Source organism: Mesorhizobium sp. NZP2298, from assembly GCF_013170825.1.
Lineage (GTDB): Bacteria > Pseudomonadota > Alphaproteobacteria > Rhizobiales > Rhizobiaceae > Mesorhizobium.
In genome coordinates, this window is the sequence record NZ_CP033365.1 from 3,564,301 (window position 1) to 3,587,244 (window position 22,944).

Sequence of the window (22,944 nt, forward strand, 5' to 3'; positions counted from 1 at the left end):
TTCGCATTGGGGAAGCGAATAGAATTCGCTCTTGGCGAGTCGGAATCTCGCGGGGTGGACCGTCCTAGGGTTAGACGTCGCCTGGCGGCGGCAGCCAGATTCGAAAGAAGCCAATATCATGAGTCCCAAATTCCTCCGCATCGCGGTCGTGCTCGGCCTGTTGTCCGCCATCGGACCGTTCGCGATCGACATGTATCTTCCCGCTCTGCCGTCGATCGGGGCGGATCTGCACGCCGGCACCGCCGCCGTGCAGATGAGCCTGCTGATCTTCTTTCTGTCGATGGGTTTCGGCCAGATCGTCGTCGGGCCGATCTCCGACATGGTCGGCCGCAAGCTGCCGCTCTATGGCGGCCTTGCGCTGTTCATGGTCGGCGGCATCGGTTCGGCAATGGCGCCGACCATCGAGTGGCTGATCGCCTTCCGGTTCCTGCAGGGCCTCGGCGCCAGCGCCGGCATGGCCGTGCCGCGCGCGATCGTGCGCGACCTGCACACAGGCAATGAGGCGGCCAAGCTGATGTCCTTGCTGATGCTGGTGTTTTCGGTGTCGCCGATCCTGGCGCCGCTGACCGGCAGCCAGATCATCGAGAATTTCGGCTGGCGTGCCGTGTTCTGGACGGTGACCGGTGCGGCGGCCCTTGCCACCATCCTGCTCGCGACCTCGCTCAAGGAGACGCGGCCGGCGGAAGAACGCGTCGGTTCTTCCTTTGGAACCGCACTTGCCGGCTACCGCTTCCTGATGGGGGACCGCAATTTCCTTGGCCTCGTGGCGATCGCCGGCTTCGGCATTGCGAGCTTCTTCGTCTATCTGTCGAGCTCGTCCTTCATCCTGATCGACCATTACGGGCTTTCGCCTTCGGTCTACAGCGTGTTCTTCTCGATCAATGCGGTCGCCTTCATCGGCATGTCGCAATTGACGGGAGTGCTGGCCGAGCGTTTTGGGCTGCGGCGCGTGGTGCGCGTCGCGGTGACCGGCTATGCCTCGACGATGGTGGTGCTGCTCGCGGTGATGGCGACGGGTATCGACCGGCTCGATGTGATGGCGGCACTGCTCTTCGTCGGATACGGCTTCCTCGGCCTGGTCATCCCGACCACTTCGGTGCTGGCCATGGAAGAGCATGGCGAGATCGCCGGCACGGCTTCGGCGTTGATGGGCACGCTGCACTTCGCCATCGGCGCGCTCGCCATGGGCGTCGCCGGTGTGTTCTTCGACGGCACGCCGCTGCCGATGGTCGCCGGCATCACGCTCTGCGCGGTGATTTCGTTCACGCTGGCCAAGGTCACGCTCGGCCGTTCGCGCGAGGCAGTCGAGGCGCCGGCGGAATAAGCAAACCCAAACGCATGAGAAGGCCGGGTTCGTCCCGGCCTTTCTCTTGCCCACGAGCTCTTATGCCCGCAGGCCGACCTCATCGAGGATGAAGCGGACGCGGTCCTCCACCGGCACAAGCGGCAGGGGCACCAGTTCGTGCCCCAGTTCGGCATAGACGCCAGCCACCGAGTCATGGGTGCGCCTGGCTTCGTCGAGCGTCTGTTTGCGCTCTTTGTCCGGCGCAAAGATCTCCGGCCAGGGCGGCGCGATGAAGACACGGCGCGCATAGCGGAATTTCTCCGCCGCGCTGACGGCGTGATCCGGCACCGGCAGGCCGCAGAGCCTGAGGTAGCCGATCGTGTCCGGCACGCCGCGATCGAAGAAGACCGGACCGGATTCGGCATGCGCGGCATGCCAGGAGCGCAGCTCCCAGGAAAGCATCAGTTCGGCAAAGAGCGCGCGATCCTGCCAGGGAAGGGCAGGGCCGCCGATCGCCACCTGATCGCGGATGATGCCGCGTCCGGCTTCCGGCGCTGTCGGGAAGCCTGCTTGTTTCAGCGCCTCGATCAAGGTGGTCTTGCCGGAGCCCGGGCCGCCGGTCAGCACGAAGAATCGATCGGAATCGTTTTGCAATGTCCTATCCATGGAGAAAGGGGCGCACGCATGGCTGCCCGAAGGCATGCGAAGGAGCCGCCAGCGGAAGCTGCCATTTCGCGTGACGCGCGTCTATTGAGGGGAAGGAGAAGTGGAGGTTTCTGTTGCCAGGTACCTCCGAACCCCGCCTAGAAGTGCGAACCCCTAGGGCTTGATTTGAAGCGTTCGCACTGCATTAAGCAGCGAGACGAGCTTCCGCATAGTTGTCGTTGGCAACTATAAGTTTAGCCCGATAACGGTGGTACAATGCCGGGCAAAAGTACGATCTTTACACCTTCGTCGATCCTATTTCGCCCCCAGCAAAAACCGCTCTGTCGTCGACAGCGGCTTTTGGTGGAGGCGCCGGGTACCGCCCCCGGGTCCGAACGGCTTATTTCATCGCCCATTTATCGCCATAGTCGGTCAAGCCGACAAAACGAATATAGGGGGCGTTTGACTGAAATGAAAGGCCGCAATGGGGCTTTGTCCCTGTGTCAAATTGCGACGGCAAGGGTTGACTTGGGAGCGGTCTCAACCGAAGCTTTGCGGGCGGTGAGGAGTTATCGACCTAACGCACGGATTGCGAAGCGCGCCACAGCCCTCATCGATCGGATCCGTGGCGCCGACGAGGGGAATTTTAATGGCCGACTATCTTGCAGACGTGAAGAAGTACGACGCGGGCGCCAGCGCCGAAATTGTCGAAAAGATCGTCAAGCATCTGGGCATTGCGCTCAGGAACCGCGACTCCTCGCTGGTGTCCTGCACGGACCCGAAGGAGCTTGAACGCGTCAAGGAGAACTGGGTCGCCAAGAAGCTCGGCATCAGCGACGGCGCGAAAGCCGACGCCTCGATCGAGAAGACCTGCAAGGCCATGCAGTCCGACAATACCAAGAGCCGGGTGACTTTCTACTATCTGGTGGCCAAGGATCTGGGCAAGCTCGGCTCGCTCTGAGACATCTGACAATTCCACTTTGGCGGCCGATTGGCGCGGTCTTCCGCGCTTCCGGCTCGCCAGAGCGAGTTCTGAAGAGTCCGCTGCCATCCGCGTGGGGAAGACTTCAGACAGGCATGGCGTCGGCGCGCACATTCGCTATGATTGGCGAAATCTCGAATCGAGCCGGAACCGATGCGCCAATATCTCGACCTCTTGCAGCATGTGCTGGAAAACGGTGCCGATCGCGGCGACCGTACCGGCACCGGCACGCGCTCCGTCTTCGGCTACCAGATGCGTTTCGATCTGGCGCGCGGCTTTCCCGTCACCACGACCAAGAAGCTGCATCTGAAGTCGATCATCCATGAACTGCTGTGGTTCCTGGCCGGCGACACCAACATCAAGTACCTGACCGACCATGGCGTCACGATCTGGGACGAATGGGCCGACGAGAACGGCGACCTTGGCCCCGTCTATGGCAAGCAATGGCGTTCCTGGCCGGATGGTCATGGCGGCTCGATCGACCAGATCGCGAATCTTCTCAAGGAGATACGCCGCAATCCTCAATCGCGGCGACTGATTGTCTCTGCATGGAACCCCGCCGAGGTGGAAGCCATGGCACTGCCGCCGTGCCACTGCCTGTTCCAGTTCTATGTCTCCGAGGGCCGGCTTTCCTGCCAGCTCTACCAGCGCTCCGCCGACATCTTCCTCGGCGTGCCGTTCAACATCGCGTCCTACGCGCTGCTGACGCTGATGGTGGCGCAGGTGACCGGGCTGAAGCCGGGCGATTTCGTCCATACGCTGGGTGACGCGCATCTCTACTCGAACCATTTCGAACAGGCGCGCGAACAATTGCGGCGCACGCCCAGGGCGCTGCCGACCATGTGGATCAATCCGGAGGTGAGGGATCTGTTCGCCTTCCGCTTCGAGGATTTCCGGCTGGAAAATTATGTCGCCGATGCGTCGATCAAGGCGCCAATCGCCGTATGACGCTGGACAAAGCGACACTTCAAGCTATTGCCAATGCCAAACTGAACGATGCTGAGCTCCTGTTTCAGAACGAGCGCTTTTCGAACGCCTACTATCTTTTCGGCTATGCAGCAGAAATTGCCATCAAGTCACGAATTTCTAGGCTTTTTCTACCGGACACGATTCCCGATAAGAAATTTGTCCAAGATATTTATAGTCACGATCTCAACAGGCTCATAGGCTTAGCTGGGTTATCCGCGGAACTTGCCGAGAGCCGAACGGCGTCTCCGGTATTTGATGGCCACTGGTCGGCCGTCTCAGATTGGAATGAGGCTTCTCGTTACGATATGATAGATGTGTTTGAAGCGACGGCCATGCGAAATGCTATGGTTGATGAAGAGCAAGGAATATTCACATGGCTTCGGGAGCGCTGGTAAGGACGGACGTTGATGCCGGCATCAACCTAATTCGGGCTCTCGATGAGAAAAAATTTGGAGTCGCTGCTGCACTCTGGTTGTATAACAGCGATGTTGACAATTGGCGGATGATTATCGCCTATCGCGGCCCGCGCAAGGATCTAGAGAAAAAATACCTGGAAGCTGCGACCATTGCGGCAGACTGGCGTAAGGCTCGGCCAAACGAACCCATTTTAGATCTTAGCAAAGTGAAGATAACGTCGGCGGATGATCGTCTCATCGCCGGTTTAGGCATAGCCATGCGGGTTGATGGTCTTGGGGAGGTGCGCTTTTCCCACAACACTATCAATGGCATCTATGTCGAGGATGCCTTGATCCACCGGCTTGCTGCGTGAGCTTTGCAAGCCAGCAAGCGGTTCAGTCGATGCCGACCATCGTCCGATGGCCTTGACCACGGCATAGGCCTGCTTACCCTTCGAGCTTGAGGTCGGCAACGGCTTCGTTGGTGATCGAGGCGGTGACGATGGCGCCGCCGCCAATATCGATCCTGACATGCGAGGTGGTCGCTCCCTTGACGATCTCGGTGATTGTCCCCTTGAGGACGTTGCGGGCGCTGACCTTCATCGGGCTCTCCTTTGCTTTCATGCATGTCGTTCCCCTCCAAAACCGAGGTCGCTTTTGGGCGACATGCATTGGGGTTCCTGCTCGTCTTACCAGGACAATCGACGCCGCACAGACGTTTTCGCGAGGTGCCGGGCCTTCCCTTGTTATATTCATGCGGATATATCGGATGGCTGCGAGCCGCACGGACTTCAAACCAGGGAGAGTTTTCAATGACGCGCAAAGGTTTCGGGTTGAGGGCGATCGCCATTGTCGGTTTTGTGGCGACGCTGATGGCGGCGATGCCGGCCGCCCATGCGGAAGACAAGGTCGTGGTGTTCGCGGCGGCCAGCCTCAAGGACGCGCTCGATGCGGTGAACAAGGCCTGCGAGGCTGATGTCGGCGAGGCCGCGACCGTCTCCTATGCCGCGAGCTCGGCACTGGCCAAGCAGATCGAGGGCGGGGCGCCGGCCGACGTCTTCATCTCGGCCGATCTCGACTGGATGAAATATCTCTCCGACAAGAAGCTGACCAAGCCGGACACCGAGGTGAAGCTGCTCGGCAACGAGATCGTGCTGGTGGCGCCGAAGGATTCGACGGTTGACGCCAAGATCGAGAAGGGTTTTGACCTCGCCAAGCTGGTCGGCGACGGCAAGCTCGCCATGGGCGATTTCAAGGCGGTGCCGGCCGGCAAGTACGGCAAGGCGGCACTGGAATCGCTGGGCGTCTGGTCCTCGGTCGAAGGCAAGGTGGCGCAGGCCGAGAATGTGCGCGCGGCACTCAAGCTGGTTTCAACGGGTGAGGCCGCTCTCGGCATCGTCTACGCCACCGACGCTCACGCCGAAAAGGGCGTCAAGGTGGTCGGCACATTCCCGGAGGATTCGCATCCGCCGATCATCTACCCGGTTGCCCAGACCGCCGATTCGAAGGACAAGGATACGCCGGCTTTCCTGAAATGCCTGCAGTCCGCCAAGGCCGGCGCGCTCTTCAAGGAACAGGGCTTCACCGTGCTCACGCCGAGCAACTGAGACGGGTCTGACATCGCAATATGAACTGGCTGCTGGACCTCACTCCCGACGAATGGAATGCGGTCCGGCTGTCCGTCAAGGTGGCGACTGTGGCGATGGTCGCCAGCCTGCCGCCCGGCATATTGATCGCGCTGCTGCTTGCCCGAGGGCAATTCTGGGGCAAGACGCTCCTCAACGGCGTTGTTCACCTGCCGTTGATCCTGCCGCCCGTGGTGACCGGTTATCTCCTGCTTTTGACTTTCGGCAAGCGCGGCCCGGCCGGTGCCTTCCTGGCCGAGCATTTCGGCATCGTCTTCTCGTTTCGCTGGACAGGTGCGGCACTTGCCTGCGGCGTCATGGGATTTCCGCTGATGGTGCGGGCGATCCGGCTGTCGATCGAAGCGGTGGACCGCAAGATGGAGGCGGCGGCGGGCACGCTTGGCGCCAATCCCTTGTGGGTGTTTGGCACCATCACGCTGCCACTGATCCTGCCCGGGCTGATCGCCGGTTCCATCCTGGCCTTTGCGAAAGCGATGGGGGAATTCGGCGCGACCATCACCTTCGTCTCCAACATCCCTGGCGAGACGCAGACGCTGCCGTCGGCGATCTACACTTTCACGCAGGTGCCGGGCGGCGATGAGGGCGCATTGCGGCTGACATTTATCTCGATCGTCATCTCGATGGCGGCACTGGTCGCCTCGGAAGTGCTGGCACGGCGCGTTGGGCGGCGGATGGACATCGAATGAGCGTCATCGTCGACATCAGCCACCGGCTGGGCGACTTCGCCATCGAGGCCCGTTTCGAGAGCGCAGGGCGGCTCACAGCGCTGTTCGGGCCGTCCGGCTCGGGCAAGACCACGCTCATCAACATGATTGCCGGGCTGATCCGGCCTGACAAGGGCCGCATCGAGGTCGACGGCCGCGTGCTGGTCGACACAGGCGCCGGCATTTTCGTGCCCAAGCACAAGCGCCGCATCGGCATGGTGTTTCAGGATGCGCGCCTCTTCCCGCATATGAGCGTGGCCAGCAATCTGCGTTACGGCCGCTGGTTCACGCCGGCAAAGGAGCGCTATGCCGACATGGATGACGTCGTCGACTTGCTCGGCATCGGCCCGCTGCTCGGGCGGCGCCCGGCAAAGCTGTCGGGCGGCGAGAAGCAGCGCGTGGCGATCGGTCGGGCGCTGCTGGCCAGCCCCGGATTGCTGCTGATGGACGAGCCGCTGGCCTCGCTCGACGAGGGGCGCAAGGCCGAGATCCTGCCCTATATCGAGCGGCTGCGCGACGAGACGAAAATCCCGATTGTCTACGTCAGCCATTCGGTCGCCGAGGTGGCGCGGCTGGCCAGTGACGTGGTGATGCTGGCGCAAGGCAAGGTCGTCGCCAGTGGCCCGACCGAGGCCGTCATGCAAAGGCTCGACCTGTTGCCGGCGGAAGAGCGCGGCGAGGGCGGTGCCGTGCTGGACACGAAGGTGCTGCGTCACGACGAGGTGTTCGGCATGACCGTGCTCGGCTCGGCCGCCGGCGAGATCCGCGTGCCACGCCTTGCGATGAAGGCAGGGGCTCCCGTGCGTGTCCGCATTCGTGCCCGCGATGTGATGATCGCGACGGAGAAGCCGACAGGCCTCAGCGCGCTCAACATCCTGCCCGGCGCGATCGTCGCGATCAGCCCGGGCGAGGGGCCGACGGTCGAAGTCGGCATCGATTGCAATGGCGCGACCGTGATGGCCCGCATCACCGAACAGTCGCGGCAGGCGCTGAAACTGCGGCTTGGCGGCAAGGTTTTCGCGGTGGTCAAGACAGTGAGCTTCGACCGGGCAAACACAGGGGCCGGCCTGCCTGCCGAGGCGGATGGATGAGTGCGCTATGTCTTTTTGGAATAGCGGTATCGCTGAAGACCTTCTACTATGGGGATCGGGCGTGAGCGAGGAGGATCAAAAATGCCATCGCTGAGCTTGCGGATAAATCTCGATCCTGACGGACGGATCGGTCCGGGCAAGATCGAGCTTCTGGAACACATCGCCACCTTCGGCTCGATCTCCGCCGCCGCGCGCGGCATGGAGATGTCCTACAAGCACGCCTGGGACCTGGTCGAGGACATGAACCGTGTCTTCGGCAAGCCGCTGGTTGCGGCGCAGACCGGCGGCCGCAAGGGCGGCGGCGCGCAGCTGACGGCCATCGGCCTGGCCGTGGTCAGCCGGTTCCGCGCCATCGAGCGCGCGGCGACGGCCGTGGCGGCGACGCATATGGATGCACTGCAGGCGGAGATCGACGCGGGGTGAGATCGACTAGAAACTCTGCCCCGACGGGCGACTAGCGCGATCTTCCGCGCCTCCGGTGCTCACGGACTTAATGTCCGCTCCGGTTCTCGAAATTCACGATATTGACCTCGCCAGGGCGAATTTCGAGCCGATCTCAGCGTTAGCGCTGACAAAAAAGATTAGTTCTCTTCCGGTTCACCGGCCTTGCGCAGCAGATAGGTGTCCATGATCCAGCCCTTTTTCCGGCGGGCCTCCTCGCGGACCTTTTCGATTTCGGCACCGACATCCCCCAGGCGGCCGGAGATGATGATCTCGTCCGGTGTGCCAAGATAGGCGCCCCAGTGAATGACGAGATCATGGTCGGCCAGCGTGTTGAAGGCGCATTTGCCGTCCAGCATGACGACTGTGCTGCCGGCATTTTCCGCAAGGCCTTCCTCGGTCAGCCGTCGGCCGGTGGTGACCAGGATGGAATCGCCTATGCGGTTCAGCGCTGTCTTGTGGCTGGCGGCAAGCGCCTGGATTGCGGTGATGCCGGGGATGACCTCCAGTTCGAAGGCGACATTGTCTCTCAGGCGCACCCGCTCGAGGATGCGCAACGCGCTGTCGTAAAGCGAAGGGTCGCCCCAGATCAGGAAGGCGCCGCAGCCATCGTCCGCAATCTCGTCGCGGATCAGGCCTTCGTAGATGGCGGCGATCGCCTCGTGCCAGTCGTCGACGGTCGAGCGGTAGGAGGATGTCGGTTCGGCGCGCACCGGCACGTCGAACTCGACCCGGCGTGATTTCGGGTTGGTGACGAAGCGGTCGCAGATCTCGCGCCGCAGGTCGGCGAGGTCGTTCTTCTTCGCGCCCTTGTCGGGGATGAACAGCACGTCGGCGCGGTTCAGGCCTGATATGGCCTGCACGGTCATGTGGTCGGGATTGCCGGCGCCGATGCCGATGACGAGGAGCTTGCGCATGGGCGAACTCCTGCCCGATCGGAACCTGCGTGTCCAGACCGCCGCTGCGTGTCCAGACCGCTACCGCGTGTCCAGACCGCTACCGCGTGTCCAGACGCTGTCGTACCCATGCGAGCGAAGGGCTTTGAAACGCCGCATTGAAACGGCTAGGGTCATCAGGGCATTCTTGCCAAGGGGGCTTCGATGTTGCGATATGTTATGACTGCGGCGCTGGCGCTTTCAGCCGCGCCTGCCTTGGCCAACGACTCTGTTGCCGAACTCGGCACCGGCGGCCTGATCCTGTCGCGCAGCGACGCGGTCGCGATGCAAAGCGAGGACCTCTTCATCTCGCCCGAAAAGGTGACGGTCGACTACGTTTTCCACAACAACACCGATAGGGATGTCGATGCGATCGTCGCCTTCCCGATGCCGGACATTTCGGGCGATCCCCATGAGATGCCGGCGATTCCTGAAAACCAGAGCGACAATTTCCTCGGCTTCGAGGTGACGATCGACGGTGTCGCGGCAAAGCCGCAACTCGAGCAGAAGGTGTTCGCGCTCGGCATCGACATCAGCGCCGACCTGAAGGCGCAGAATGTGCCGTTCAACCCGTTCGGCGACGCGGCCAAGGCGGCACTGGCGAAGTTGCCGAAGGCGGTGACCGACGACTGGGTCGACCGCGGCATCATCATCGAGGATCCGGAGGGCGACAGCGACCCAAGCACCAGCCCGTCCTATGCACCCTTCTGGCAATTGCGCTCGACCTATTGGTGGCGCTCGACCTTTCCGGCCAACAAGGACGTCCGTGTCTCTCACCGCTACAAGCCCAGCGTCGGCGCCACGTCATCGGTCAGCTTCTTCAGTGACGGCCAGTTCCAGGACGCATACGCCGCCTACAAGACCCGCTACTGCATGGACGGCACATTCGAGAACGCGGTGCGCAAGGCAGCGAAGGACAATCCGGACGGTTACCCGAAATATTACGAAAGCCGCATCGCCTATATCCTGACCACGGGCGGCAACTGGGCGGCGGGCACCATCGGCAAGTTCAAGCTGACCATCGACAAGGGCAATCCGAAAGCCCTGGTCTCATTCTGCGGCAACAACGTAAAAAAGGTAGGGCCGACGACCTTCCAGATGACGGCGGACGATTTCTACCCGGAGCACGACATTGATATCCTGCTGCTCGAACCGTCGAACAGCAATGGCGGGGACGCGAACTGATGCATGTCGCCATCTATGTCGCCATTGCCGAGAACGGCGTGATCGGGCGGGACGGCGGGTTGCCCTGGCGGCTCCCCACCGATCTGAAGCGGTTCAAGGCCGACACGATGGGCAAGCCCATCATCATGGGCCGCAAGACCTATGAAGGCATCGGTCGTCCGCTGCCGGGCAGGCTGAACATCGTCGTCACGCGCGACAAGACCTGGCGCGCCGAGGGCATCGAGGTGGCGCATACGCTGGAAGCCGCGATTCAGCTGGCAACGGTGCGCGGGCGCTGCATGGCTGGCGTGGACGAGGTCTGCGTCATCGGCGGCGGCGAGATCTATGCCCAGGCGCTGCCGCTGGCCGACCGGCTGCACGTCACCCATGTGCTGGCCACCGTCGATGGCGATGCGCATTTTCCGCCGATCGACCCTGAGACATGGCGCATGGTCAGTGCGCAGGAGGTTCCGGCTGGAGAAAAGGACAGCCACGCAACGCGCTATTCGGTCTACGAGCGCCGTCGCCAGATACTTTGACAGACAAAACGTGCATTGAGGGACGACAAAGGGTCGCTACAGGGCCAAAAGGGATGATGTCGGCGGCGCATCGCGTTGAAAGCGCGCCGTGGCGTCCCTATAGAAGAACAACACTGGATTTGCGCCGTAACTCCGGCGCTTGAGGGAATTCCAAGCGAAAGGACATTCATGCCCTGGAACGACAAGAGTGGCGGAGGCGGCGGCCCGTGGGGCGGCGGCGGTAACAATCAGGGACCCTGGGGGCAGGGGCCAAAGGGGCCAAGCGGCCCGCAGGGCTCGCCTCCCGACCTCGAAGACATAATCCGCCGCGGCCAGGACCGGCTGCGGCGCGCGCTGCCCGGCGGTGGCGGTGCCAGTCCGGCCGTTTTCGGACTGATCGCCGCGGTGCTGGTCGTGCTGTGGGCTTTCCAGGCGGTCTACACAGTGCAGCCCGACGAGGTCGCGGTCGAACTGCGTTTCGGCAAGCCGAAGGCCGAACTTTCCCAGCCGGGCCTGCATTTCCATTGGTGGCCGCTTGAGACCGTCGAGACGGCCAAGATTTCCGAGCAGCTCGTCGACATTGGCGGCGGCAACACCAGCGGCAACGGCCTGATGCTGTCGGGCGACCAGAACATCGTCAACGTGCAGTTTTCGGTGGCTTACCAGGTCTCCGATCCCCGCGCCTATCTGTTCGACGTCTCCGATCCGGACGGCATGCTGCGGCAGGTCGCCGAAAGCGCCATGCGCGAAGCCGTCGGCCGCAGGCCGGCGCAGGATATCTTCCGTGACGACCGCCAGGGCATAGCGGCCTCGGTGCGCGAGATCATCCAGACCACGCTCGACGGCTACAAGGCCGGCCTGCAGGTCAACGCCATCTCGATCGAGGACGCGGCGCCGCCACGCGAAGTGGCCGACGCCTTCGACGAAGTGCAGCGCGCCGAGCAGGACGAGGACAAGTTCGTCGAGCAGGCCAACCAGTATTCCAACCAGAAGCTCGGCCAGGCACGCGGCGAGGCCGCACAGGTCCGCGAAGACGCGGCCGCCTACAAGAACCGGGTGGTGCAGGAAGCCGAGGGTGAGGCGCAGCGCTTCATCTCGGTCTACGACGAATACGCCAAGGCGCCCGATGTCACGCGCAAGCGCCTCTATCTGGAAACCATGGAGAAGGTTCTGAAGGACTCGAGCAAGGTCATCGTCGAACAGGGCAACGGGCAAGGGGTCGTCCCCTACCTGCCGCTCCCGGCATTGCAGCAGAAAGCGCCGGCTCCGGCCGCGCTTGGCGCGAACACGGGAGGTAACCAGTGATGGGCAACCGTCTCCCCGTTTTCGTCGTCATCGCGGCGGTCATCCTGTTCCTCATCTATTCCTCGGTTTTCGTGGTCAATGCGCGCCAGCAGGCGCTGGTGCTTCGCTTCGGCGAGATCGTCGACGTCAAGACGGAGCCCGGCATCTACTTCAAGGCGCCGTTCTCGTTCTTCGACGCCGACACGGTGCAACTGATCGAGAACCGGGTGCTGCGCTTCGACCTCGACAACATCCGCGTCCAGGTTTCGGGCGGCAAGTTCTATGAGGTCGACGCTTTCATCGCCTATCGCATTTCGGATCCGCGCGTGTTCCGTGCCGCGGTGTCCGGCCAGATCGAACTGGCCGAGGCGCGGCTCAGGACCCGTCTCGACGCTGCCTTGCGCCGCGTCTACGGTCTGCGCGATTTCGAGGCTGCTCTTTCGGAAGAGCGTGCGGTGATGATGCGCGAAGTGCGCGATCAGCTCCGGCCCGACGCCACCTCGCTCGGCCTGCAGATCGAGGATGTCCGCATCCGCCGCACCGACCTCACCGCCGAGGTCTCGCAACAGACCTTCGACCGCATGAAGGCCGAACGTCTGGCCGAGGCCGAAAGGCTGAGGGCACGCGGCAACGAAGCGGCGCAGCGCATCCGCGCCCGCGCCGACCGCGAAGTCGTGGAGATCATCGCCGAGGCGCAGAAGGAATCGGAAATCCTGCGCGGCGAGGGCGAGGCCCAGCGTAGCGCCACCTTCGCGCAAGCCTATCAGCGCGACCCGGCCTTCTTCGATTTCTACCGGTCGATGAACGCCTATGGCACGGCGCTGGACAACACCGGGACGACCATGGTGCTGTCGCCGAATTCGGAGTTCTTCCGCTACTTCCGCGATCCCGACGGCAAGGAAGGGCCGGCGAAACAGACGCCGCCGGCACCGGCAGCACCGGCGACGGCACCCGCCGCGCCGACGACCCAACCCGGCGCCGGCCAGCAATAGCCGGTGCAGGACTTCTTCGCGGCGATAGGCCTGGTCCTCGTCATAGAGGGCCTGGTCTATGGCGGCTTTCCCGGTTTCGCGAGGAAGCTCGCGGGCGAGGTGCTGTCAATGCCGGAGAACGCATTGCGGATCGCAGGGCTGGTCGCCATCGCCATCGGGGTCGGCATCGTCTGGCTGGTGCGGGGCGGGTGAGAATCATCGGTTTTCGTCTTGGGCAAAACGGAGGATTTATCCTCTGCCGCTGGTGGTAGCCGCAAACGTGCCGTATTTTTTGCCAACATGGCGCAACGCGGTGTTTTTGCCGTTGCGCTTTCTCTTTCAGAAATACCGGGAGGCTTCTCGATGACGTCAACACTCCTTTTGCGCGCAGCACGGCGGACATTCATAGCCGGCGCGGCAGCGCTTCTTGTCGGCACTGTCGCCGTCCCGTCCTTCGTGACGCCAACCTTCGCGGCGGACGGACCTGCTTCGGTGGCCGACCTGGCGGAAGGCCTGCTCGGCGCGGTGGTCAACATCTCGACCTCGCAGACGGTGAAGGGCACGGAAGGGCCAGGCGCCGTGCCGATGCCGCAGCTTCCAGAAGGCTCGCCCTTCCAGGATTTCTTCGACGATTTCTTCAAGAACCGCGGCGGCGACAAGGATAATGGCGCGCAGAAGGTGCAGTCGCTGGGATCCGGTTTCGTCATCGACGCCGAGCAAGGCATCGTCGTCACCAACAACCACGTGATTGCGGACGCCGACGACATCGAAGTCAATTTCTCCGATGGCGTGACGCTGAAGGCAACGCTGGTCGGCACCGACACCAAGACCGACGTCGCGGTGCTCAAGGTCGATCCGAAAGGCCACAAGCTCACCGCGGTGAAGTTCGGCGATTCCACCAAGATGCGCGTCGGCGACTGGGTGATGGCGATCGGCAATCCGTTCGGCCTTGGCGGCACGGTCACGGTCGGCATCGTCTCGGCGCGCAACCGCGACATCAATTCCGGCCCCTATGACGATTTCATCCAGACCGATGCGGCAATCAACCGTGGCAATTCCGGCGGACCGCTGTTCAACAGCGCCGGCGAGGTCATCGGCATCAACACGGCGATCATTTCGCCCTCCGGCGGCTCGATCGGCATCGGCTTCTCCATCCCCTCGCAGCTCGCCTCGGGCGTCGTCGACCAGTTGCGCCAGTTTGGCGAGACGCGGCGCGGCTGGCTCGGCGTGCGCATCCAGCCAGTGACGGACGACATCGCCGAGAGCCTCGGCATGGCGACCGCCAAGGGGGCGCTGGTGGCCGGCGTCATCAAGGGCGGACCTGTCGACAACGGCACAATCCAGGCCGGCGACGTCATCATCAAGTTCGACGGCAAGGACATCCATGAAATGCGCGACCTGCCGCGCGTCGTTGCCGAAAGCCCTGTCGGCAAGGCCGTCGACGTGCTGATCGTGCGCAAGGGCGTCGAGCAGACGGTGAAGGTGACGCTCGGCCGGCTCGAGGATGGCGAGAAGCTCGCCAGCGGCGAGAATGGCAACACCGACCAGGACAAGGGCGACAAGGCTCCGGCCGTTTCGACCGCCTCGGTGCTCGGCATGACCGTGGGCGAGCTCAATGACGAGACGCGCAAGAAATTCAGCATCGCCGCTGATGTCTCCGGCGTCGTCATCACGGACGTGGCAAAGGACTCGGCCGCCGCGGAGCGGGGCATCCAGCCGGGCGAAGTGATCACCGAGATCGCGCAGGAATCGGTCGCCACGCCCAAGGATGTCATGGACCGGATCGGCGCGCTGAAGGAGCAGGGTCGCAAGAACGCGCTTCTGATGCTGGCGTCGAAGACCGGTGAGTTGCGCTTCGTGACGATCCGGATGGATTGAGTTTTCAATCCGCCGATCTTTCAAAAAGGCGGGTAGAGCATTTCACTGTTTCACGGAAACGGCGAAATCCTCTACCTCTTCGTTTTGAAGCAATTCCGGACGGAAAACCGCTTCACACTTTTCCTGGAATTGCCTAGCCAGCCGCCTTTTTTCTTGCCCGCCAACCGGCGCGAGAGAGCCGATAGAGCACATGCCGCTTGAGCGCGGGATGGCTGTCGGGAATGCCGGGATGATCGAAGTCAGCCGATGGATCGGCCGTCATGCCGAGGCGTTTCATGACGGCGGTCGAGCGGTGGTTTTCCGCGACGGCGAAGGAGACGATTTCGTCGACGTCAAGCGTCTCGAAACCGTAGGCAAGCCATGCCTCGGCGGCCTCGGTGACATAGCCCTTGCCCCAGAATTCCGGAGCCAACCGCCAGCCGATCTCGATCGTGCCGGCCGGCAGGACATCCATGTCCTCGGTTCCTGATAGTCCGACAAAGCCGATGCACTCGCCCGTGGCGGCAATCTCGGCCGCGGCGAAGCCATAGCCATCCTCATCGATCCATGCGCGGACCTCGTCCATCTTGGCGTCGGCGGCGGCGCGGTCGCGACGGAACGGGAAGAATTCCATGACGCGCTCGTCGGAATTGATGCGATGGAAGAGCTCGCGGTCGCGCTCTTCCCAGTTGCGCAGGATCAGCCGCTCGGTACGCATTGGTTTCATTGCGCAAATTCTTCCTGGCGATAGCCCTGCAAATAGAGCAGTGCGGTCAGGTCGCCATGGTCGATGCGCACCTTCGCCTGCGCCGCCACCGTGGGCTTGGCATGGAGCGCCACGCCGGTGCCGGCGAGGCGGATCATGTCGAGATCGTTGGCGCCGTCGCCGACGGCGATGGCGTCGGCGGGTGTCAGTCCAAGGCGCGCCGAAATTTCGAGCAGTGCATCGGCCTTGGCGGCGCGACCGAGGATCGGCTCGCCGACCAGGCCGGTGAAGTGTCCATCCTGTTCGAGCAGGCGGTTGGCGCGGTTTTCATGAAAGCCTAGCATCGTCGCGATGCGTGTGGTGAAGACCTCGAAGCCGCCCGAGACCAGCGCAGCCCAGGCGCCGTTGGCGCGCATGGTCTGGACCAGTTCGCGGCCGCCCGAAGCCAATGTCAGCCGGTTGGCGACGATGCGGTCGACGACGGCGGCATCGAGCCCCTTCAACAGCGCGACGCGTTCGCGCAGGGCCGGTTCGAAGGCGATCTCGCCGTTCATCGACCGCGCGGTAATAGTGGCAACGCGATCCTTGACGCCGATCTCGTCGGCCAGTTCGTCGATGCATTCCTGGTCGATCATGGTCGAATCCATGTCGGCGATGAGGATTTTCTTGCGACGCGTTTCCGCCAGCTGGACGATCACGTCGACCGGTTCACCGGCCAATGCGGCGCGCAGGGCATCGGTGATCCCTGCGGTGTCAGCCCCTTGCGGCAAGGCAAGATCGCAGGCAATGCCTTCGGCCAGCCAGACGACGGTGCTTGCGCCCACCGTCCGCGAGGCCATATTCGCAAGCGACTGCGACAGAGCGCGGTCAGCGGGACGGGAAACAAGCGTGGCAATGAGCGGCATCGAGAATTCCGGCGCGGATGCGGGCGAAGGCCGCGTGAAGAATGCGATCCTGATAGCCGGGCCGACCGCCAGCGGCAAGTCGGCGCTGGCGCTCGACCTGGCCGAACGCACAGGCGGCGTCATCGTCAACACCGATTCCATGCAAGGCTATTCGGTTCTCGACGTGCTGACCGCCAGGCCACAACCGGCCGACCTCGCACGGGTGCCGCATTTTCTGTACGGCCATGTCCGTCCCGATACGGCCTATTCGACCGGCGCGTGGCTGCGCGACGTGATGAAACTTGTCGACGACGGAACGTTGTCGCGGCGGCCGGTCTTCGTCGGTGGCACGGGCCTCTATTTTCGCGCGCTGGCCGAGGGCATTTCGGAAATGCCCGATATTCCGCCGCGCATCCGCGACCGCTGGCGCTACGAGCTGAAAGAGCAAGGCGCGGTCAAGCTGCACGGGCTGCTGCTGCGCGAGGATTCGAGAGCCGCCATGCAGCTCAAGCCAACCGACAGCCAGCGCATCGTGCGTGCGCTCGAAGTGCTCGACGCCTCCGGCCGGTCGATCCTGGAGTGGCAGGCAGAGCGCGGCCGGCCGCTCATCGACAGGCAGACGGCGCGTTTCCTGGTCATCGAGCCGGATCGGGCCGCGCTGGTCGATCGTATCGAAAGGCGCTTCGACCAGATGCTGGACAAGGGCGCGCTGGAGGAGGTCAGGCAACTTGCGGCCCTTCGCCTCGATCCGGACCTGCCGGCGATGAAGGCGATCGGCGTTCGCGAACTGCAAGCCGCGATGGCCGGACTATCAAGCTTTCCCGAGGCGATCGAGCGCTCCAAGATCGCGACCCGGCAATATGCCAAGCGGCAAGCGACCTGGTTTCGGCACCAGCTGGGGCCGGAATGGCAAAGATTGCGCTGGGATGACGATCTCGAAACCACGATCCAAACACTTGTTGCTAATGCAACTTAAAAAGTTGACCTTGAGGGAAAGGTTCCCGTCGAGGTTGTCGGAGTTAACGCTCCGTAAGGCGGTCCGTGCCATAAGGTCGACGGGCACTTTTCCATTGGGGAGCAGATGCGTTTCCATAAGGCGGAATCCGCTTTTTTCGTCTTTATTTTCGTGATCCTGGCCGCTGGTCTGGTGACGCTGCACGCCTATGGACTCATGCAATCCTTCGCCACCGAACTCCATACCCAGTCGGGCCTGGACAAGGTCATCTACCTCAACAAGCTGTTGTTCGCGACCGGCGTTCTGCTCGCCACCGCGCTGTTTTTCGGTATCTTCTTCATCTACCCGCTGATCCGCAAACAGGCGACGGAAGAAGGCAAGCTGCGCGCCATGACGGTTTCGCTCAGCGCCCGTTCCGAAACGCTCGAGCACGCCGCCCTGACAGATGGCCTGACCGGCATGCAGAACAGGCGCTATTTCGACGATGCGCTGAAGGAATATCTCGAGGAGTTCCGGCGTATCGAAAAGCCTGTCGGGCTGATGATCCTCGATCTCGACCATTTCAAGCAGGTCAACGACACGCACGGCCACGACGTCGGCGACGAGGTGCTGAAGGCCGTCGCCAGTTGCCTGAAGGACATGACACGCTTCCATGATGTGGTGGCTCGCCTGGGCGGTGAGGAGTTTGCCGTGGTCACGCCCAACATGGAGGCGGAACTGCTCGGCAAATTCGCCGAGCGCATCCGCAAGGCCATCGCCAACATGTCGATCCTTTCGGGCAATGTCAGGCTCAAGATCACCACCAGCGTCGGGCTCGCCGTCTGGGACCGCAAGGAAACCGCCGAAGAGTTCTACCGTCGCGCCGACCGCCAGCTCTACGAGGCGAAGAGGCAAGGCCGCAACCGCGTCTGCGCCTGAAATCCCATCATTGAATGCGCGAGGCCGGCCGTCTGCCGCCATTTTCTGCGCTTCCGGTGCTCACGGACTCAATGTCCGCTCCGCTCCGGTTCTCGAAAACAGCACCAGCCGACTCGGCCTGACGAATTCCCTGACGGGATTTACCAAGCTTTCGAGCGAAGAAGAGCCATGGAAGCCTGGCGCGGCTTCTCAGAACTGCCGGCAAATGGGCGTGACGCCCTGGGCTCAGTCGTTCTGGGGGCGCAGGCCGAAGGTGGCGGGCTTCAGGCCGTAGCGCATGTCGAAATCGTCGTCCGACGGCACGCGGGCGGTCGCCGGCTTGCGGTAGTCGGGGTCGCCGGCCTGGCGGCCGGAATCGACCACCTCGGCGAAGGCCATCGCCTGCGGCGTCGGTTTGGGCACGTTGCGCAGCCGCTCTACGATCGCCACCAGATCGACATCGTCGCCGGTCTTCGGCGCCTCGGCTTCTTCGCGTTTGGCCGTGCCGGGCAGCAGGTGGGCGGGCAGCTTTTCAAACTTCAACCGCATGGTCGTCGCCACGCCTTCGCCGAAGGCAATGGCCTCGCGCTGGCCCATGGACGACAGGAAGGCAAGCGTGGATGCGGAAGAGTCGGCGATGGCCGAGCGGATGATCGCCTGGTCCTGCTCATTGGCGAGCCGCATCGCGAAGAAGGTCGAGCATTGCGACAGGATGGTCGGGTCAAGCTCGCCCGGACGCTGGGTGACGACGCCGAGATAGCAGCCATATTTGCGGCCTTCCTTGGCGATGCGTGACAGCGCGTGCCGGGTCGGCGCGAAGCCGAGACGCGGATCGGCCGGCATGTAGCGATGCGCTTCCTCGCACAGAAACAGGAGTTGCAGCTTGCCCTCGCTCCACAGAGCGAGATCGAAGGCCAGGCGCGCCAGCACCGAGCAGACGGAATTGACCACTTCGGATGGCATGCCGGCCATCTCGAAGCAGGTCACCGGGCGGCCGTGATGCGGCACGCGGAAGATGTTGCCGATCGTCTCGTGGATGGTGTCCTCGATCAGGCGCGAGCTGAACATGAAGCGGTAGCGCGGATCGGCCGCAGCCGATTCGATGCGCGTCTTCAGCGCTTTCAGCGTCGGACGATCGGTCTTGCCTTCGAGCATGCCCATGCGCTCGTCGATCTGCTTGAGCAGGTCGGCGATGCGGTAAGGTACCGGCGTATCGGCAGTCAGCGCATCGTTGCCGCGCCTGAGATAGGCGCCCGAATTCGGGTTGCGGTAGAGGTTCTTGGCGAGTGGAATAAGGTCGCGCAGAGCGTCGATCTCCTCCGGGACCGTCTCACGGCCGCGGAACAGCACTTCGGCGAATTCCTCGAGCTTGAACATCCAGAACGGCAGGTCGAGAGTCTTGGAATCGACCTTGACGCAATATTCGGGCAATGAGCTGGCGAATTCATTGTGCGGGTCGAGGATCAGGATGCGCAGATCGGGCCGCGCCGCGATCGATTTGCGCAGCAGCAGCGAGACAGCGGTGGACTTGCCGACGCCCGTGGTGCCGACAATGGCGAAATGGCGCGCCAGCGTGTCGTCGATCGCGATGTTGGCGGCGATCCCTTCGTCCTGGGACAGCGAGCCGATGGTGATGGAATGGCGGCCGGCCAGATCGTAGACCGCATGGAGATCACGGCTGCGGATCCGGTGGGCGACGGCGCCGATATGCGGATAGCTGGTGATGCCGCGGTCGAAGATCGGCTTGGCGCCTGGCTCGGCGGCGTCGCGCACTTCGCCGATCAGTTCGATGCTGACCTCGATGGCGTTCTGGCCCTCACTGCTCCAGGCACGGTCCGACTTGCCGATGGCATAGACCAGGCCGACCGTTCGCGTCGTGCCCAGGTTGATCGAGATCATCTTGCCGACCGTCCAAAGGCCGGTGACCGCACCGTCGACATCGTCGGCATAGGCGCTGATGGTGGCGCGCGCGCCGTCGCATTGCACGACATTGCCCAGGATGCGCCGGTCGTTCTGCTCTGCGTTGCGGCGCTCCTGCGACGTCGGTTCTCCGACGGAAGCTTCGCGTTCGACATACATGGACAGGCCAATCCCCGTTTCCCTGGAGATCGGATCCTATCGGAGCGGGGTTAAGGTCGGATGAGGCTGGATGGTGTAGAGAGGATTAAGCGCTTGTTGAAAATTGTCACAAGAGGGCACTTTTCGATGGTCGGAATTTCGCTATAATGGACGAATGGATGATATAGCGAACGATATTTCCTCGACCATCGGCAGACGGATTCACACCGAAAGGACCATGCGGGACTGGTCGCTGGCCGAACTCGCCGAGCGGTCCGGTGTTTCCAAGGCGATGCTGAGCACGATCGAACGCGGCATGACCAGCCCGACGGCGGCCCTGCTGGTGCGCATTGCGGCGGCCTTCGGCATGACCCTGTCGACGCTCATCGCTCGGGCGGAACTACAAGGCGGCGGACTGTTGCGCGAAGCCGACCAGCCAGTGTGGCGCGATCCTGATACAGGCTATGTCAGGCGGCATTTGTCGCCGGCCTGCGACATGCCGCTCGAACTGATCAAGGTGCATCTGCCGGCGGGCGCCAGGGTCAGCCTGCCGGCGGCCTCCTACGCCTTCATCAAGCAGCAGATCTGGCTGATTTCCGGACAGCTCGAATTCACCGAGGGCGATGTGGTGCACAGGCTGGAGCCCGGCGACTGCCTGGCGCTCGGGGCGCCGTCGGACTGCATCTTCCATGCCCTGGAGGCGGGCGCCGACTATCTTGTCGCGCTGGTCAAGGGCTGACGCCATGGCGAGACGGCCAAAGCGCTCCCACAATGGGGGGCCGCCTCTTGACGACTACAAGGGGCCGCCATGGGGCAAGGGTGATCCCTTTATCTTCCTGGCCTGGCAGGCCGCGCATGCCAAGGCATGGAAGGCGCCAAGCCACGAAATCATGCTGATGCGCATGGACAAGGCCGAGCGGCTGGGCCTGACCTATGAGGAATACACGCTCGAGATCCTCGAGCGCGGACGGCATCTCAGGGAAGAAGACGCCGAGCGCATCAGCGCCATCAAGGCGGCGCGCAAGCGGCGGCGCGTGCGCCATCTCGACTGATGCCGGCGCGCTATCGACCCCATTCATCGTTTCCAGAGGACTGGCCATGGATTTCATCGAGATCGGAGCCCTGAGCGCCAGTGCGGAAACACTGGCAAAGCTGGCTGACCTGCTGGTCGAGACAGTTGCCGCCGGCGGCTCGGTCAGCTTCATGCATCCGCTGGCGCCGGAAGCGGCAAGCGCATTCTGGGCGAGGTCGCTGGCCGCGGCGGCAAAGGGCGAAAGGGTGGTGCTTGGCGCCTGGGACGGCAAGGTGTTGGCCGGTACCGTCACCTTGCTGCTCGACTGCCCACCCAACCAGCCGCACCGGGCCGAAATCGCCAAGCTGATGACATCAGTCGAATACCGGGGCAAGGGTATCGGAACGCGGCTGATGGGCGCGGCGGAGCGTCTCGCCGTCGAGAAGGGGCGCACGCTGCTGGTTCTGGATACGGCAACGGAAGAGGGCGCCTCGGGCCTCTACGAAAAACTCGGTTTCACCCTGGCCGGGGAAATTCCGGACTATGCGCTGAAGCCGCATGGCGGGCTGACCGGCACGCTGATCTACTGGAAGCGCATCGGCGCCCGATCGTGATAGCTCACGCCGGTCGGGTAGAGGTTTCCCTGGACAGGTGCCTCAGCAGCCACTGGCGGAAATCCTGCTCGGCACTGGTCAGGCGCGCGGTCGACGCCTTGGTGAGGAAATGGCCTGACGTGCTGGAGAGCTCGAAACCGGAAAGCGGCACCAGGCTCCTGGTCGTCAGTGCCATGTCGACAAGCGGCCGCGACCCCAGAAGCACGCCGGCTCCGGAACTCGCCGCTTCCATGGCGGCGACAAAGCTGTCGAAGCGATGCGACCGTTGGGGGTGGCCGGCCAGTCCGGCCGCCGCGAACCATTCCGACCACATTTCGCGCGCGCCGGCGACCAGAAGCAGCGGCAGGGATGTCCAGTCGGCGGCACCGGCGAGCGCCGGGCTTGCCACCGGCAAAAGGCGCTCGGCGGTCAGCCTGTCGGCCTCGCGTCCGGGAAAGGATCCGTTGCCGAAACGGATGTCGAGCGCGGAGCCCGGCAAATCGTAGTCGGTCGGCCGATGGATCGTCACCAGATCGAGCTGGATACGTGGCAGCGCCTCGGCGAGATCGGGCAGCGCCGGGACCAGTATCAGCAGGGCGAAGGAGATCGGCACCCGGATCGAGACGGTCTGGACGGCGCGCGGCTCGAACAGTTCCGTCGTGCTGCTGGAGATGGTGGCGAATGCCGACTGGATGTGGGGCAGGTAGGCCGCGCCCTCGGGCGACAGGGCGACACCACGCGCCAGCCTTGAAAACAGGCGCGTCTTCAATCGTTCCTCGAGCAGCCGGATATGCTGGCTGACGGCGGCTTGGGTCAGGCCGAGTTCGGCCGCTGCCGCCGTGAAATTTGACAGCCGTGCCGCGGCCTCGAAACTGCGCAGCCAGTCGAGCGGGGGCACAGAGGGAATGGGTTTTCGAGGCATTAGAAATTTATGGTCTTTGGCCAAAAAATG

Annotated in this window: 26 protein-coding genes, 1 other RNA gene and 1 pseudogene; 20 read left to right on the forward strand and 8 right to left on the reverse strand. The window is 63.1% G+C overall.

The genetic code is table 11. The features are described from left to right. Positions 1–118 precede the first annotated feature (118 nt). On the forward strand, positions 119–1,324 hold the full coding sequence (locus EB231_RS17225) for a multidrug effflux MFS transporter (protein WP_172349857.1): 1,206 nt from the start codon (positions 119–121) through the stop codon (positions 1,322–1,324). Between the two features lie 60 nt (positions 1,325–1,384). Here EB231_RS17225 and EB231_RS17230 read toward each other — a convergent pair whose 3' ends face one another. Together EB231_RS17230 and ssrA are read right to left on the reverse strand one after the other, a co-directional pair. Further along, on the reverse strand, positions 1,385–1,939 hold the full coding sequence (locus tag EB231_RS17230) for an AAA family ATPase (RefSeq protein WP_246740985.1): 555 nt from the start codon (positions 1,937–1,939) through the stop codon (positions 1,385–1,387). 111 nt (positions 1,940–2,050) lie between these two features. Then, positions 2,051–2,411, reverse strand: a transfer-messenger RNA (tmRNA) gene (ssrA, locus tag EB231_RS17235). A gap of 168 nt (positions 2,412–2,579) precedes the next feature. On the opposite strand from ssrA, the gene EB231_RS17240 reads away from it, so the two are divergent. The 4 genes from EB231_RS17240 to EB231_RS17255 all read left to right on the forward strand — a co-directional run bounded on the left by EB231_RS17240 (position 2,580) and on the right by EB231_RS17255 (position 4,650). Beyond that, a complete protein-coding gene (locus tag EB231_RS17240) occupies positions 2,580–2,891 on the forward strand; it encodes a DUF2853 family protein (protein WP_172349859.1) in 312 nt (103 codons plus the stop codon). 174 nt (positions 2,892–3,065) lie between these two features. Further along, entirely contained in the window at positions 3,066–3,860 is a 795-nt protein-coding gene (locus EB231_RS17245) for a thymidylate synthase (RefSeq protein WP_172349860.1), read from the forward strand. Further along, a complete protein-coding gene (locus EB231_RS17250) occupies positions 3,857–4,276 on the forward strand; it encodes a HEPN domain-containing protein (RefSeq protein ID WP_172349861.1) in 420 nt (139 codons plus the stop codon). Before EB231_RS17245 ends, EB231_RS17250 begins: the two co-directional genes overlap by 4 nt. Further along, complete coding sequence (locus EB231_RS17255; protein ID WP_172349862.1) at positions 4,255–4,650, forward strand: hypothetical protein; 396 nt, start codon at positions 4,255–4,257, stop codon at positions 4,648–4,650. Before EB231_RS17250 ends, EB231_RS17255 begins: the two co-directional genes overlap by 22 nt. A gap of 22 nt (positions 4,651–4,672) precedes the next feature. On the opposite strand, the pseudogene EB231_RS17260 reads toward EB231_RS17255, so the two are convergent. Beyond that, positions 4,673–4,879: pseudogene (locus EB231_RS17260) on the reverse strand (TOBE domain-containing protein). A gap of 209 nt (positions 4,880–5,088) precedes the next feature. Between EB231_RS17260 and modA the strand changes: the two are divergent. From modA to EB231_RS17280, 4 genes are all read left to right on the forward strand, one after another. Beyond that, positions 5,089–5,883 (forward strand): molybdate ABC transporter substrate-binding protein, encoded by a 795-nt coding sequence (modA, locus tag EB231_RS17265; protein ID WP_172349864.1) that lies wholly within the window; start codon positions 5,089–5,091, stop codon positions 5,881–5,883. 20 nt (positions 5,884–5,903) lie between these two features. After that, on the forward strand, positions 5,904–6,608 hold the full coding sequence (gene modB / locus EB231_RS17270; RefSeq protein WP_172349866.1) for a molybdate ABC transporter permease subunit: 705 nt from the start codon (positions 5,904–5,906) through the stop codon (positions 6,606–6,608). Further along, complete coding sequence (gene modC / locus EB231_RS17275) at positions 6,605–7,717, forward strand: molybdenum ABC transporter ATP-binding protein (RefSeq protein ID WP_172349868.1); 1,113 nt, start codon at positions 6,605–6,607, stop codon at positions 7,715–7,717. The genes modB and modC overlap by 4 nt, the downstream gene beginning before the upstream one ends. Before the next feature lie 81 nt (positions 7,718–7,798). Beyond that, complete coding sequence (locus tag EB231_RS17280) at positions 7,799–8,140, forward strand: winged helix-turn-helix domain-containing protein (protein ID WP_172349870.1); 342 nt, start codon at positions 7,799–7,801, stop codon at positions 8,138–8,140. A 158-nt stretch (positions 8,141–8,298) separates the two neighbouring features. Here EB231_RS17280 and cobF read toward each other — a convergent pair whose 3' ends face one another. After that, positions 8,299–9,075 (reverse strand): precorrin-6A synthase (deacetylating), encoded by a 777-nt coding sequence (cobF, locus tag EB231_RS17285; RefSeq protein ID WP_172349872.1) that lies wholly within the window; start codon positions 9,073–9,075, stop codon positions 8,299–8,301. A gap of 183 nt (positions 9,076–9,258) precedes the next feature. Here cobF and EB231_RS17290 point away from each other — a divergent pair, with 183 nt between their 5' ends. From EB231_RS17290 to EB231_RS17315, 6 genes are all read left to right on the forward strand, one after another. Further along, complete coding sequence (locus EB231_RS17290; protein ID WP_172349874.1) at positions 9,259–10,278, forward strand: DUF4424 domain-containing protein; 1,020 nt, start codon at positions 9,259–9,261, stop codon at positions 10,276–10,278. Beyond that, a complete protein-coding gene (locus EB231_RS17295) occupies positions 10,278–10,796 on the forward strand; it encodes a dihydrofolate reductase (RefSeq protein WP_172349876.1) in 519 nt (172 codons plus the stop codon). The genes EB231_RS17290 and EB231_RS17295 overlap by 1 nt, the downstream gene beginning before the upstream one ends. A gap of 168 nt (positions 10,797–10,964) precedes the next feature. Next, positions 10,965–12,080, forward strand: coding sequence for an FtsH protease activity modulator HflK (gene hflK, locus EB231_RS17300; protein ID WP_056573080.1), 1,116 nt, complete (start codon positions 10,965–10,967; stop codon positions 12,078–12,080). Continuing rightward, positions 12,080–13,051 carry a protease modulator HflC gene (gene hflC / locus EB231_RS17305; RefSeq protein ID WP_172349878.1) on the forward strand — a complete coding sequence of 324 codons (972 nt, stop codon included), beginning with the start codon at positions 12,080–12,082 and terminating at the stop codon, positions 13,049–13,051. Before hflK ends, hflC begins: the two co-directional genes overlap by 1 nt. A 3-nt stretch (positions 13,052–13,054) precedes the next feature. After that, complete coding sequence (locus tag EB231_RS17310; RefSeq protein WP_056573074.1) at positions 13,055–13,243, forward strand: DUF2065 domain-containing protein; 189 nt, start codon at positions 13,055–13,057, stop codon at positions 13,241–13,243. 150 nt (positions 13,244–13,393) lie between these two features. Beyond that, positions 13,394–14,908, forward strand: coding sequence for a DegQ family serine endoprotease (locus EB231_RS17315; RefSeq protein WP_172349880.1), 1,515 nt, complete (start codon positions 13,394–13,396; stop codon positions 14,906–14,908). Between the two features lie 133 nt (positions 14,909–15,041). Here EB231_RS17315 and EB231_RS17320 read toward each other — a convergent pair whose 3' ends face one another. Further along, complete coding sequence (locus EB231_RS17320) at positions 15,042–15,614, reverse strand: GNAT family N-acetyltransferase (protein ID WP_172349881.1); 573 nt, start codon at positions 15,612–15,614, stop codon at positions 15,042–15,044. Next, on the reverse strand, positions 15,611–16,498 hold the full coding sequence (gene serB / locus EB231_RS17325) for a phosphoserine phosphatase SerB (protein ID WP_172349883.1): 888 nt from the start codon (positions 16,496–16,498) through the stop codon (positions 15,611–15,613). The genes EB231_RS17320 and serB overlap by 4 nt, the downstream gene beginning before the upstream one ends. Between serB and miaA the strand changes: the two genes are divergently transcribed. After that, the gene (miaA, locus tag EB231_RS17330) at positions 16,488–17,453 is read left to right on the forward strand and encodes a tRNA (adenosine(37)-N6)-dimethylallyltransferase MiaA (protein WP_172349885.1); all 966 of its coding nucleotides are present in this window, start codon (positions 16,488–16,490) and stop codon (positions 17,451–17,453) included. The genes serB and miaA overlap by 11 nt on opposite strands. A 105-nt stretch (positions 17,454–17,558) precedes the next feature. Continuing rightward, entirely contained in the window at positions 17,559–18,350 is a 792-nt protein-coding gene (locus EB231_RS17335; RefSeq protein ID WP_056573060.1) for a GGDEF domain-containing protein, read from the forward strand. A 225-nt stretch (positions 18,351–18,575) separates the two neighbouring features. Here EB231_RS17335 and EB231_RS17340 read toward each other — a convergent pair whose 3' ends face one another. Then, positions 18,576–20,408, reverse strand: a complete 1,833-nt coding sequence (locus EB231_RS17340; RefSeq protein WP_172349887.1) for an ATP-binding protein — start codon at positions 20,406–20,408, stop codon at positions 18,576–18,578. A gap of 154 nt (positions 20,409–20,562) precedes the next feature. Here EB231_RS17340 and EB231_RS17345 point away from each other — a divergent pair, with 154 nt between their 5' ends. The 3 genes from EB231_RS17345 to EB231_RS17355 are packed head-to-tail and all read left to right on the forward strand — an operon-like array spanning position 20,563 to position 22,013. Beyond that, entirely contained in the window at positions 20,563–21,126 is a 564-nt protein-coding gene (locus tag EB231_RS17345; protein ID WP_172349889.1) for an XRE family transcriptional regulator, read from the forward strand. A 4-nt stretch (positions 21,127–21,130) separates the two neighbouring features. After that, positions 21,131–21,439 (forward strand): hypothetical protein, encoded by a 309-nt coding sequence (locus tag EB231_RS17350; RefSeq protein WP_172349891.1) that lies wholly within the window; start codon positions 21,131–21,133, stop codon positions 21,437–21,439. Positions 21,440–21,485: 46 nt separating this feature from the next. Then, on the forward strand, positions 21,486–22,013 hold the full coding sequence (locus EB231_RS17355; RefSeq protein ID WP_172349893.1) for a GNAT family N-acetyltransferase: 528 nt from the start codon (positions 21,486–21,488) through the stop codon (positions 22,011–22,013). 4 nt (positions 22,014–22,017) lie between these two features. On the opposite strand, the gene EB231_RS17360 is transcribed toward EB231_RS17355, so the two are convergent. Beyond that, positions 22,018–22,914, reverse strand: a complete 897-nt coding sequence (locus tag EB231_RS17360) for a LysR family transcriptional regulator (protein WP_172349894.1) — start codon at positions 22,912–22,914, stop codon at positions 22,018–22,020. Between the last annotated feature and the right edge of the window lie 30 nt (positions 22,915–22,944).